The organism is Candidatus Poriferisodalis sp., from assembly GCF_965208925.1.
In the GTDB taxonomy this organism is placed as follows: Bacteria; Actinomycetota; Acidimicrobiia; order Acidimicrobiales; family Poriferisodalaceae; genus Poriferisodalis.
Genome location: NZ_OZ242364.1, coordinates 1,266,681 through 1,279,111, shown reverse-complemented (window position 1 = coordinate 1,279,111; position 12,431 = coordinate 1,266,681). Strand labels below are relative to the sequence as shown.

The following is a 12,431-nucleotide window of genomic DNA, read 5'->3' as shown; positions in this document are numbered from 1 at the left end:
TCAGCTCCCGCCCACCGCCGCGCTGATGCTCTCGGCGATGCCGGTCGACACGTCATCGACCACACCGAAGATCAGTCCGGGAACCCAGCCGAAGAGCACCATCGCGATGATGAGCGGCGTCCACGCCGCCCACTCGTAGCGATTGACATCGGCGATCGTGTGCCCTTCCCATTCGGGCTTGGGCTCGCCGAACGCACTGCGCTGGAACAGCCACAGCAGGTAGCCGGCAGCAAACACCGTTCCCACGGCGGCGATCACCATGTAGGTGCGGAAGGTCTCTTCAGGCAGTCCCGCGCCCGGGTTGTAGGCAGACAGGATCGCCGGGAACTCGCCCCAGAAGCCCGCCAAGCCGGGCAGGCCGAGCGATGCCATCGCAGAGATGGCCAGGATCCAGCCCATGCGCGGCGCCGACTTCAGCAGGCCGCCCAGCCGGCTGATCTCGAGCGTGTGATAGCGCTCTTTCACCGAACCCGCCAGGAAGAAGAGCATCCCGGTGATGATGCCGTGGGCCACCATGCCGAACACCGCAGCGTTGATGCCGATCGGGGTCAGTGTGGCGATGCCCAGCATCACGAAGCCCATGTGCGCCACCGAGCTGAAGGCGATGAGCCGTTTCATGTCGGTCTGGGCCAGGCAGCCCAAGGCGCCGTAGATGATGCCGATCACCGCCAGCAGGCCGATCCAGGGCGCCCATGCCGCAGCGCCTTCGGGCAGGAACGGCAGCGCGATCCGCACGAAGCCGTAGGTGCCGAGCTTCAGCAGGATCGCTGCCAGGATCACCGAGCCCACCGTCGGTGCCTCGGTGTGCGCGTCGGGCAGCCAGGTGTGGAACGGGAACATCGGCACCTTGATGCCGAAGCCCATGAACAAACCGGCGAAGATGATCGCCTGGGTGCCGCGGGCCAGGTCGCCGCCAGCGGCGTCGGCCAGCACCCGCATGTCGAAGCTGCGCAGATCCAGCCCGTTCGCGCCGGTGGCCACGAAGTACAGCGCCACGAAGCTGACGATCATCAGCGCCGAGCCGAACAGCGTGAACAGGAAGAACTTCAGCGAGGCATAGCGACGGTTCTCGCCGCCCCACACGCCGATCATGAAGTACATCGGCAGCAGCACAACCTCGAAGAAGACGAAGAACAGAATGAGGTCCTGCGCCACGAAGGTGCCGTTCATGCCCGACGCCAGGATCAGCATCAAGATCAGGAAGGCCTTGGCGTTGCCCGGCTCGGGAATGTGCTCCCACGAGTAGATCACGCACAGCGGGATGATCACCATCGACAGGATCAGCAACGGCAGCGACAGGCCGTCGAGCCCCATGATGTAATCGGCGTCGATGGCGTTGATCCAGCCCTTCTCCACGACGAACTGCAGCGATCCGGCGTTGCCGTAGTCGAAGGTGAACAGCAGGTACACGCCGACTGCCAGCGACGCCAGCGAGGCCCCGAGGGCGATGGTCTTCAGCTCGAGTTCGCGGGCGCGCGGCACCAGCATCATCACGAGTGCGCCGACGGCCGGCAGGAAGACCGCGAGCGTCAGCGCCCAAGCGTCGAATCCAGTTGCGTCCACTACGAAGCTCCCTCTTGGTTACGAACCTGCATGCCCATCGCCGGTCACAGCACGATCACGAACACGATGGCAACCACGGCCGCTGTGCCGAACAGCAGCGAGCCGTAGTTCTGGACCTTGCCGGTCTGCATCACCCGCAGACCCTGACCGCCGGCATCGGCGCCAGTGCCGAGCGCGTTGACGGTGTTGTCGATGGTGCCCTGGTCGATCCAGCGATACACCCAGCGGCCGCTGTCTCGTGCCCCCTCGCCGGCGGTGTTGACCACCTTGTCGATCACGTTGTCGTTGACCCAGTTGGCCGCCCGGGCGATCGGCGCCTTGATCGAGCCCACCACGATGTCGGTGTAGAGGTGGTCGAGGTAGTACTTCTGCTCGAGGAACGTGTACCCCGCCTTGGCGTAGCGGTTCCGCTCGGTGAGCCCGTGCGGCCCGGCGTTGCGCCAGAAGTAGACGAACGTGATGGCGATGCCGGCCAGCGCCAGCGCGAGGCCAACGAGCGCCAGCCACAGCGACGGATCGGGATGCGACAGCCCGATCGCATTCAGGTAGTGCGTGGGCTCGGCGTAGGTCTGCACGAGATGCGCGAGGCCTTCGAGACCGAAGAGCTCCAGCACCGGCGTCGGCAGGTTGAATGCGCCCGCCACCACCGCCATGACCGCCAGGATCCACAGCGGCACCGTCATCACCTTGGGTGACTCGTGCGGGTGGCCGTGACCCCGGTATTCGCCCCAGAACGTGTACCAGATGACCCGGGTCATGTAGGCGGCGGTCAGCAGTGCCACGACGCAGCCGAAGATGAGCATGAGCGGGTACGCGTTCTGCTGCCCGGCGAGTGCCCCCAGCAAGATCTCGTCCTTCGACCAGAATCCGGCGAAGGGGAAGATGCCGGCCAGCGCCAGCGTCGAGATCACGAACGTCTTGTAGGTGTGCGGCATGTACTTGCGCAGGCCGCCCATCTCACGCATGTCGAAGGTGTGGTGCGCCGCATGGCTGACCGAGCCGGCCCCCAGGAACAGGCAGGCCTTGAAGAAGGCATGCGTGAACAGATGGAACATGGCCGCGGTCCACGCACCCACGCCCAGCGCCATCACCATGTAGCCGAGCTGGCTGACGGTGCTGTAGGCCAGCACCTTCTTGATGTCCCACTGGGCGAAGGCCAGCCCGGCGCCGGCCAGCGCCGTGAAGCCGCCGATGAACGCCATCAGGTTGATCGACGAGGTGCCGATGGAGAAGCCCTCGTAGAAAACCGGGTAGAGCCGGCCGATCATGAACACGCCCGCCACGACCATCGTCGCGGCATGGATCAGCGCCGAGACCGGCGTGGGCCCGGCCATGGCATCGGGCAGCCAGGTGTGCAGCGGAAACTGGCCCGACTTGGAGCACACCGCAGCCATCAGCGCGATCGACGCCATCAGCATGGCGAAGTGGACCTCGCTGCCCATCTCGCCGACAGCGCGATTGATCGCGTCGATGTCGAACGTGCCGAAAGTGCCAAAGAGGATCGCGACGCCGACCAGCAGGCCGATGTCGCCGACGCGATTGGTCAGGAAGGCCTTCACGGCCGCGTCGGTATTCGGCCGTTCCTCCCACCAATGCCCGATCAGCACGAAGCTGCACACGCCCACCAGCTCCCAGCCCACGATCATCTGGACCAGGTTCTGGGCCATCACGAAGAAGAGCATCGAAGCGGTGAACAGGCTCAGGAAGGCGTAGTAGTGGACGAAGCGCCGGTCGCCCTTCACGTACTCGCTGGAATAGATGTGCACCAGCAAGGAGATGGACGTGACCACCACCAGCAGCAGCACGGTCTGGCCGTCCACCAGCGTGCCCACTGCGAAGTCGACGCCGCCGCTCGACCACCAGCCGTCCGCCTCGGAGATGACGGGCTCGGTGGTGGCGTAACCGTGGCCGTCGGCGCCGTGGCCGTCGTCTTCGGCGGCGAGATGCAGCTCGCCGTCGACGCCGGCGGCTGCGGAAGCGCTCAGCCCTTCGTTGACTGCGATCTGGGCGTGTTCGGCGTCGTCGGACTTGGACGAGGTGCTGTCTTCCACCCGGGTGATCCAGGAGACCGCGGCGATCATCGAGAGTATCCACACGATGCCGACTGCGGTAATGCCCACCTTCTGGACCCGCTCCACGCCGATGACGCTGCGGCCGAACAGCAGGATGACGACGAAGGAGATCGCCGGGATCAGCGGGATGAGGAAGGCGTTCTCAAGGATCCACATACGCCGGCGCTCAGCCCTTCATCAGGTCGAACTCGTCGACCGCGATCGACTTGCGGTTGCGGTACAGCAGCAGCACGATGGCCAGGCCCACGCCGACTTCGGCCGCTGCGACCGCAATGATGAACAGAGCAAAAACCTGCCCCGATACCACGTCGTGCTGCAGCCCGAACGCCACCAGGTTGAGGTTGACAGCGTTGAGCATCAGCTCGATCGACATCAGCACCATCACGCCGTTGCGGCGCGCCAGCACGCCATAGACGCCGATGGCGAACAGCACCGCACCGAGCAGCAGGAACTGGTTCAGCAGCATGAGCGCTCAGTCCCTGCGCGCCAGCACGACGGCGCCGATCAGCGCTGCAAGCAGCAGCACCGAGACGGCTTCGAACGGGATGATGTACTGCGAGAAGACCGAATCCGACACGTCAGCCGTGCGGAAGACCGTGTTGTCGGTGGCCAGCGAATCGGTGCCGAAGCGGTCGATGAGGGCGTAGACGGTGATGCCGCCGAGGGCGAGCGCCGACAACGCGGCAACCGGCCACGTGGCGCCGGTCATCTGGGGTATTCGCCCGATCGGCGCCCGGGTCAGCATGATGCCGAACAGGAACAGCACCATCACGGCGCCGATGTAGACGAGCACCTGCGTGGTGGCGATGAACTCAGCCGTCAGCAGCACGTAGTTGGCCGCAAGGCCGCCCAGCACCATCACCAGGAACAAGGCTGCGTGCACGATGTTGCGCGTCGAGACCATGCCAATGGCAGCCAGCACGGTGATACCCGCGATGATGCCGAAGGCGATGTTCTGCGCAACCATCGGGCGTCCTAGCTCCCTGCTTCGAGCTTCCGCGCGGGCAGGAAATCGTCAGTGCCGAAGTCGGGAACCTTGCGCACCTTCTGCTCCGAGCCAGGTTCGTAGTCCAAGAACTCGGGCACGGTTTCCATCCACTCGCTGAGGCGGATGCGGTCGTGCAGGAGATCGGCGATGTGCGGCTCGGAGTACTCGTATTCGGGCGTCCAGAACAGTGCGTCGAACGGGCACACCTCCACGCAGATGCCGCAGTACATGCACAGCGCGTAGTCGATGTCGAACCGGTCGACCACGTTGACCGAGCGAACCGCACCGCCCGCACGCCGGGGCGGGGCCTTCACCTTGTGGCCCTCGATGTAGATGCACCAGTCGGGGCACGACCGCGAGCACAGCATGCAGGCCGTGCAGTTCTCCTCGTGCAGCGCGATCACGCCGCGCGCCCGGTCAGGCGGTGCTTCCTTCTCGTGCGGGTACTGCACGGTGACTGAGCCTTGCTGCGGCGCCGGGATGAGCGTGCGCAGGCCGCGCTTGGGGAACAGCGTGCGCATGGCGGTGCGCGCCGTCACGCCGAGGCCCTTCAGGAGTCCGGGGAGCTGTGGCATCTAGAGCACCACCTTGAAGATTCCGGTCACGAGGTCTTTATGGAGTCCGGCGAGGTGTGGCATCTAGAGCACCACCTTGAAGATTCCGGTCACGACGATGTTCGCGAGCGAGAGCGGGATGAGGACCTTCCACGCAAACTTCTGCAGCTGGTCCTCGCGCAGGCGGGGGTAGGTGAAGCGGATCCAGAAGATGACGAAGGCCACCAGCAGGATCTTGACGAGCATCACCACGGGGCCGAGCACGTTCAGCACCGGGGCATCGAAGTCGAAGCCCGGGATCCACCAGCCGCCCAGGAACATCACGGTGGCGAGCGCCGAGAAGGCGAATGCCGTGGCCACTTCGGCCATGAAGAACAGCAGGAAGCGGAAGCCCGTGTACTCCACGTGGAAGCCGCCGACCAGCTCGGTCTCGGCCACAGGCATGTCGAACGGCGTCTGGGTCAGCTCGGCCTGGGCGGCGATCATGAAAATCAGAAAGCCGACGAACTGCGTCAGGATGAACGGGTTGCCGATGAGGCCGAAGCCGAAGATCTCGCCCTCCGCCTGGGCTCGGACGATCTGCTGCAGGTTGAGCGAGTCGGCCTGGATGACCACGCCCATCACGGCGAGGATCAGCGGCAGCTCATACGCAATGAGCTGGCCCGCCGCACGCAGGCCGCCGAGCAGTGCGTACTTGTTGGCTGAGGCCCAGCCGGCCATCAGCACGCCCAGCACCGACAGCGACGAGACCGCCATCGCGTAGAAGATCCCGGTGTCCAGGTTCTCCACCACAGCGTCGGGGCCCGTGGGCAGCACCACGAACAGCAGGAACGACGAGGCCAGCACCACCACGGGGGCTGCCCGGAACACACGCCGGTCGGCGGCGGCGGGGTGGATGTCTTCCTTCTGGAGGAACTTCACCGCGTCGGCGATGAGCTGCAGCGTGCCGTAGGGGCCGACGTCCTGGGGGCCGAGCCGGCTCTGCATGAACGCCATCATCTTCAGCAGGAACAGGTAGCCGAGCATGAGCGCGGCAGTCGGGATGACGATGAGCGCGACGCCCAGCTTGATGCTGGTCTCCGCCCAGTACGCCAGTCCCAGCAGGTCCGTCACCGGTCGATATCCCCGAGGATGAAGTACAGCGAGCCGAGGATGGTGATGATGTCGGGCACGTACGTGCCCCGCATCACCCACGGCACGACCGAGATGTTGCTGAAGCTGGGCGTGCGGATCTTCACCCGGAACGGGCCCAGACCGCCCTTGGACACCACGTAGTAGCCCATCTCGCCCAGCGGGTTCTCCGTGGAGACGTAGGCCTCACCGGCGGGCACCTTGATGATGCGCGGCACCTTGGCCATGATCGGGCCCGAGGGGATGCCGTCGAGCAGCTGGTCGACGATCTTGGTGGCCTCGCGGGTCTCCTGCAGGCGCACCCAGTAGCGGGCGAACGAGTCGCCGTCGGGGTGAGTCCAGACCCGCCAGTCGACCTGATCCCAGGCGAGGCCCGGGTTTGCGTCGCGGCGCAGGTCCCAGTCGACGCCGCTGGCTCGGAGGTTGGCGCCCGACAGGCCGTAGCTGAGCGCCACGTCGCCCGGGATCACGCCGACGCTGCGGCAGCGAGTCTGGAAGATCTCGTTGCCCATGAGCAGGTCTTCCATCTCGTCGCAGAAACCGCGCATCTTGGCCATGACGGCGTGCGTCTCGGCGATCCAGCCGCGGGGGATGTCGTCCTTCAGGCCGCCGATGCGGTCGAAGTTGGGGTGGAAGCGGCCGCCGGTGACCTCTTCGATCTGATTGAGCACCCGCTCGCGGTCGCGGAAGGCGAAGAACACCGGGGTGAGCGCGCCGACCTGCACGCCCATGTCGCCGAGGAACAGCGACACGTTCGCAATGCGGCTCAGCTCGAACAGGATGGTGCGGATCCACTGGGCACGGGGCGGGGCCTCCACCCCCATCAGCTGCTCGGCCGCCAGGATGAACGGCACCTCGTTGGCAAAACTGCCCAGCCAGTCGATGCGGTTGATCAGCGTGGTGCACTGCGGGTAGGTGCGGACCTCGCACAGCTTCTCGTAGCCGCGGTGCATGTAGCCCATCAGCGGCTCGGCCGAGATGACCTGCTCGCCGTCGAGTTGGCAGGCGATGCGCAGTGTGCCGTGGGTAGCGGGGTGCTGCGGGCCGATGTTCAGCGTCATGTCGCCGGTGTCGAGCTCGACATTGACGCGAGCGTCCGCGGCCTGCGCTGCCACGTAGGCCTGCTGCTCTCGCAGCGCTGACGCCGTCGGCGGGGGACTCACGTTCCGGCTCCCGACGCTTCGAACTCGGCCATCACCTCGGCCTCGAGCTGGGCTTCGAGCTCGGGTGGGATCTCTTCGATGTCAACCACGCCGGGCCACGGCTTGACCGCACGTGCCAGCAGGGGGAAGTCTTTGCGCAGCGGGTGGCCTTCGAACTCGGTGGGCAGGTAGATGGGCGCCAGGTTCGGATGGCCGTCGAAGACGAGGCCGAACATCTCGTGGGCTTCGCGCTCGTGCCAGTCGGCCCCGGTGAAGACATCGATGATCGACGGCACCGATGCGGGAGCACTGGACCCGTCGCTGCCGGCGGCCTCGGGCACATCGGCCTTGATGAGCACGGCGGCGTGCCGGGCCGGCGAATGCAGCTGCGCGAGCAGTTGGAAGCGAGTTTCGCCGCCGCCTCGCCGCACGGTCTCTTCGGCCGTGGCGCTGGAGGCCTCATCGTCTTCCTCGCCCACACCAGCGGCATCAAACTCGGTGTCTTCGTAACGGCCTTCGGGCGCATCGGTCCAGTCGATGGCCGACAGGAACCCGAAGTAGGCGAATCCTGCATCGCGCAGCGCTGCCATCACGGCACGCCACTGCTCGATGTCGACGCGCAGCCAAAGGTTCTGGCAGGCTTCCACATGAGACTCCATCACCGCATCGCCGAGCAGCTCGGACAGTTCTGCGGCGAGCGCTTCGCGCGCCTCGTCGCCGGGCTGCTCGTCGCCGGTGTCGTCGGCCATGGCTACGCCCGCGCCGATCCTGCTGGAACTGCCGACGGCGACCCAGTGCCTGATGCTCCCGGCGAGGCCGGGACGACGATCGGCTCGCCTTTCCAGCGTTCCTGCATGTCTTCGCGCTGGATCCGCTCCTGTAGCAGGACAATGCCCTCAAGCAGCGCTTCGGGCCGCGGCGGGCAGCCGGGCACATACACATCGACAGGGATGACCTGGTCGACGCCCTTGGTCACCGAGTAGCTGTCCCAGTAGGGCCCGCCGCAGTTCGCGCACGAGCCCATCGAGATGACGTACTTGGGCTCGGGCATCTGCTCGTACAGGCGGCGGATAACCGGCGCCATCTTGTCAGTGACGGTGCCGGAGATCACCACCAAGTCGGCTTGGCGCGGGCTGGCCGGGAACGGGATAACTCCGAGGCGCATCACGTCGTAGCGGGGCGAGCCGAACGCAGCGCCCATCTCGATGGCGCAGCAGGCCAGACCCCACTGGTACACCCACAGCGAGCGTGCCCGGCCGAAGTTCAACAGCCAGCTCAGCGGCTTAGGCAGTTTGACCTTGTCGACCAGTGCCATAGCGGGATTCCCTCAGCCCCTCACACCCAGCGCAGGACGCCCTTGCGCCATGCGTAGAACAGGCCCAACACCAGGATGAAGATGAAGATCGCCATCTCGACCAGGCCGAACAGGGCGTAGACCTCAAGCCGCGTCGCCCAAGGAAAGATGAACACGGCCTCCACGTCGAACAGGACGAACAGCACCGCGAAGACGTAGTAACGGATCTGGCTCTGGGTCCAATCGCTGCCGACCGGATCGACGCCGCTCTCGTAGGCGATGAGCTTCTGGGGCGTCGGTCGCTGCGGCCGCAGGATCCGTGCGACTCCGAACATTGTGAAGGCCATCAAGACTGCCGCTGCGCCGAAGATCGCGACAGTCAGATAGCTCCGCAAGAGGCCGGACACGGACCGCAACGCTAGCGACTTCGCGCCACCCTGCGCCGAATCACCGGCGGCGAGAATCGTGTGCCGGAAACGACGCCGAAATCGTGCTCAGTCTCTGGTCCTGGCGGGTTACAGGATGATCGACAGGACGGCGTCCCGGCTCCATTCGAGGAGCGTTTGCGGGAATACGCCGACAACGAGCGTCACTGCCACCGTGAGGCTGATGGCGAAGACCGATGTCAGGGGCAGGCCACCCCAGCGCGGACGGCCTGCTCGCGCCGACGGGGCGCTGTGGTCATCATCGGCCGATCCCTCCGGGGCGTACATGGCCAGCACGACCCGCAGGTAGGCGAAGGCGCTCACCACCGCTGTGACCATGGCGACTGTGGCGAGGACGTAGCCGTTGGCACCGATGGCCGCTCGGATGACCTCGAACTTCGCGACGAAGCCAGCCGTGAGCGGAACGCCGGCCTGCGCCAGCAGCAGCACAGCGAAGGCGAGCGTCAGGACTGGGCGGCGACGTGCAAGCCCGCCGTAGCGGCTGAGGGCGTGAGCGCTCGCATCGGGTTCCGACGACTGAAGCTCAGCGCCGACTACCGACAGCACCGCGAAACTGCCCAGCGCCATGAACGAGTAGACGATCAGGTAGAAGACCGACGACGACACAGCGTCGCCGCCGCCTTCGGTCCATTGCACCAGTCCGCTGGCCGCCGGGACTGCGGAGAGGCCGACCAGCACGAAGCCTGCGTGGCTGATCGAGCTGTAGGCCAGCATCCGCTTCACGTCGTTCTGGCAGATGGCCATGACCGCGCCGACTGCGAGTGTGGCGAAGGCCAGCGCGACCATGATCGGCTTCCAAGCAGTGCTCTGTTGGAACACCGCTACGTACAGCACGCGCGCCAGCGCGGCGAAGCCGGCGGCCTTGGCGATCGACGCCAGATAACCGGTGACCGGGCTCGGCGCACCCTCGTACACATCGGGTGCCCAGAAGTGGAACGGGACGGCGGCCACCTTGAACCCCAGGCCCACGAGCAGCAGGGCGACGCCGGCGAGCAACAGGTAGTCGGTTTCCCTGATGGAACCGAAGAGGAAGCCGCCGATGCCGCTGAGGTTGGTGCCGCCCGTCGAGCCATAGACGAGCGCGATGCCGTACAGGAAGAACGCCGAGCTGAACGCCCCCAGCACGAAGTACTTCATGGCCGACTCGCGTGCGGACGCCCGCCGCCCCGCGAGCGCGATCAGCACGTACAGCGCGATCGACAGCGATTCGAGGCCGAGGAACAGCACGATGAGGTCGTTCGCGCCGGCCATGACGACCGCACCCGCAGCAGACGCGAGCAGCAACGCGGAGAACTCCGGCGGCGCCATGTCATAGCGGTCGAGGGCCGAATGCGCGACCAGCGCCGTCATGACCACGCCGGCGCCGATCAGCACCGTCAGCAGCAGGCTGAAGCCGTCGCTCACGAAGGCCCCGTTCAGCGTGGGCCGGGGCGTCGATCCCCACATGCCCCACTGGACGGCGGCCACGATGGCTGCAGCGGCACCCGTGGCGATGGTGGTGATGGTGGACACCCAGCTCGGCAGCGCCCGCGGCACCAGCGAGGCCACCAGCAGCAGCCCGAGCACGGCGCCGACCAGGATGATCTGGGGTACGAGGACCCACCAATCGACGGTCGGGGAGACGAACACGTCTTGGACCTGGGCCATCAGTGCCCGTCCTCGTCGTGCTCACTGGCGCTGTCGCCGTGGTCCACGACAACCGGATCGCCCGGCTCGGGCACTTCGAAGCCGCTGTGCTCGGAGAAGTGCTCCAGCAGCTTGTCGGCTGCCGGCTCCACTGCGTTGAGCAGGGGCTTCGGGTACACGCCGAGCGCCACCGCGGCAACGACGAACGGTGCCAGTGTCAGCAATTCGCCCCGGCGCAGATCGGCCGTCTGGCGGTCAGCCGCTGCGGGCGGCCCATGGAACACCCGCTGGTAGGCCCACAGCAGGTACAGCGCCGCCAGGATCACGCCGGTGGCAGCGATGACCGTCCACCAGCGTCGCGTCTCGAACGACCCGATCAAAATCAGGAACTCGCCCACGAACCCGTTCAGGCCCGGCACGCCCACCGACGACAGCATGATCAGCGTGAACACCCCGGCATAGACCGGCGCGGCCGACTGGATGCCGGCGAGCTCGTCGATCTGGCGGGTGTGACGCCGCTCGTACAGCATCCCCACCAGCAGGAACAGGGCACCAGTGCTGATGCCATGGTTGACCATCTGGATCACCCCGCCGCCCACAGCCTGGGCAGTGAACGCGAAGATGCCGAGCACGATGAAGCCCATGTGCGCGACCGAGGAGTAGGCGACGAGCCGCTTGAGGTCGCGCTGCATGGCTGCGGTGATCGCGCCCCAGATCACCCCCACCACACCGACGGTCACCAGCACGGGCGCGGCCCAGTCGGACGCTTCGGGGAACAGATAGAGGCCGAAGCGCAGCAGGCCGTAGGTGCCGAGTTTCAGCAGCACGGCCGCCAGCACCACCGAGCCCGCGGTGGGGGCTTCGGTGTGCGCATCGGGCAGCCACGTGTGCAGCGGCACCACGGGCACCTTCACCAGGAAAGCGATGGCGAACGCCACGAAGCACAGCCGGGCGGTGTTGGTTGCCAGGTGCTGGCCTTCGGCCAGCGCCACCAGGTCGAACGTGATGCCGCTGTCGGGCGAGCCGAGCACCGCCGTCGCCACGATCGCCACGAGCAGCAGCGCCGAGCCCGCCATCGTGTAGATGAAGAACTTCGTGGCGGCGTAGCGGCGACCCTCGTAGCCCCAGCCCGCGATGAGGAAGTACATGGGCACCAGCACCACTTCGAACATCACGAAGAACAGGAACAGGTCGAGCGCGACGAACGCGCCCACCGAGCCGGCCTGCAGCAGCAGCATCCATGCCGTGTAGGGCTTGGGATCGTGGTGCGGGTCGACGCCGGCCAGCACGATCGGCACCACCACGCTGGTCAGCACCACCAGCCACAGCGAGATGCCGTCGACACCGACCTTCCACGAGATGCCCAGCGCCGGTATCCACGACTGCTGGCTGACGAACTGGAAGCCCGCATCGGCAGCGTCGAATTGCCATGCCAACGCCAGCGCCAGCGCACCGCCGATGGCGGCGAACAGTGTGCCGAGCGGACGGGCCAGATCGGGGCGGCTGCGCGGCAGCAGGGCGACGATCAGCGCGCCCGCCACGGGCACGAGGATCAACGCATTCAGCAGCGGGAAGTCCGTTCCCGAACCCGATGCGGCAAGCAGGGAGCCCATGG

General features: G+C 66.4%; 12 protein-coding genes. All 12 read right to left on the bottom strand.

What is annotated here, in order from left to right; translation table 11 throughout:
• The gene (locus ACOGI5_RS05660) at nucleotides 1-1,563 is read right to left on the bottom strand and encodes a complex I subunit 4 family protein (protein WP_419863470.1); all 1,563 of its coding nucleotides are present in this window, start codon (nucleotides 1,561-1,563) and stop codon (nucleotides 1-3) included.
• Nucleotides 1,564-1,607: 44 nt separating this feature from the next.
• Nucleotides 1,608-3,791 carry an NADH-quinone oxidoreductase subunit L gene (gene nuoL, locus ACOGI5_RS05655; protein WP_419863469.1) on the bottom strand — a complete coding sequence of 728 codons (2,184 nt, stop codon included), beginning with the start codon at nucleotides 3,789-3,791 and terminating at the stop codon, nucleotides 1,608-1,610.
• A 10-nt stretch (nucleotides 3,792-3,801) separates the two neighbouring features.
• Nucleotides 3,802-4,101, bottom strand: coding sequence for an NADH-quinone oxidoreductase subunit NuoK (nuoK, locus tag ACOGI5_RS05650; RefSeq protein ID WP_419863468.1), 300 nt, complete (start codon nucleotides 4,099-4,101; stop codon nucleotides 3,802-3,804).
• A gap of 6 nt (nucleotides 4,102-4,107) precedes the next feature.
• Complete coding sequence (locus ACOGI5_RS05645) at nucleotides 4,108-4,602, bottom strand: NADH-quinone oxidoreductase subunit J (RefSeq protein ID WP_323671378.1); 495 nt, start codon at nucleotides 4,600-4,602, stop codon at nucleotides 4,108-4,110.
• Nucleotides 4,603-4,610: 8 nt separating this feature from the next.
• The gene (locus tag ACOGI5_RS05640; protein WP_419863467.1) at nucleotides 4,611-5,198 is read right to left on the bottom strand and encodes a NuoI/complex I 23 kDa subunit family protein; all 588 of its coding nucleotides are present in this window, start codon (nucleotides 5,196-5,198) and stop codon (nucleotides 4,611-4,613) included.
• 63 nt (nucleotides 5,199-5,261) lie between these two features.
• Nucleotides 5,262-6,290, bottom strand: coding sequence for an NADH-quinone oxidoreductase subunit NuoH (gene nuoH / locus ACOGI5_RS05635; protein ID WP_419863466.1), 1,029 nt, complete (start codon nucleotides 6,288-6,290; stop codon nucleotides 5,262-5,264).
• Entirely contained in the window at nucleotides 6,287-7,471 is a 1,185-nt protein-coding gene (locus ACOGI5_RS05630) for an NADH-quinone oxidoreductase subunit D 1 (protein ID WP_323671381.1), read from the bottom strand. Before ACOGI5_RS05630 ends, nuoH begins: the two co-directional genes overlap by 4 nt.
• The gene (locus ACOGI5_RS05625; RefSeq protein WP_419863465.1) at nucleotides 7,468-8,199 is read right to left on the bottom strand and encodes an NADH-quinone oxidoreductase subunit C; all 732 of its coding nucleotides are present in this window, start codon (nucleotides 8,197-8,199) and stop codon (nucleotides 7,468-7,470) included. Before ACOGI5_RS05625 ends, ACOGI5_RS05630 begins: the two co-directional genes overlap by 4 nt.
• 2 nt (nucleotides 8,200-8,201) lie before the next feature.
• Nucleotides 8,202-8,765, bottom strand: a complete 564-nt coding sequence (locus tag ACOGI5_RS05620) for an NADH-quinone oxidoreductase subunit B (protein WP_419863464.1) — start codon at nucleotides 8,763-8,765, stop codon at nucleotides 8,202-8,204.
• 20 nt (nucleotides 8,766-8,785) lie between these two features.
• The gene (locus ACOGI5_RS05615) at nucleotides 8,786-9,151 is read right to left on the bottom strand and encodes an NADH-quinone oxidoreductase subunit A (RefSeq protein ID WP_419863463.1); all 366 of its coding nucleotides are present in this window, start codon (nucleotides 9,149-9,151) and stop codon (nucleotides 8,786-8,788) included.
• A 108-nt stretch (nucleotides 9,152-9,259) separates the two neighbouring features.
• Nucleotides 9,260-10,837 carry an NADH-quinone oxidoreductase subunit N gene (locus ACOGI5_RS05610; protein WP_419863462.1) on the bottom strand — a complete coding sequence of 526 codons (1,578 nt, stop codon included), beginning with the start codon at nucleotides 10,835-10,837 and terminating at the stop codon, nucleotides 9,260-9,262.
• Nucleotides 10,837-12,429: a complex I subunit 4 family protein gene (locus ACOGI5_RS05605; protein ID WP_419863461.1), complete on the bottom strand. Its 1,593-nt coding sequence runs from the start codon at nucleotides 12,427-12,429 to the stop codon at nucleotides 10,837-10,839. The genes ACOGI5_RS05610 and ACOGI5_RS05605 overlap by 1 nt, the downstream gene beginning before the upstream one ends.
• Nucleotides 12,430-12,431: the final 2 nt, after the last annotated feature.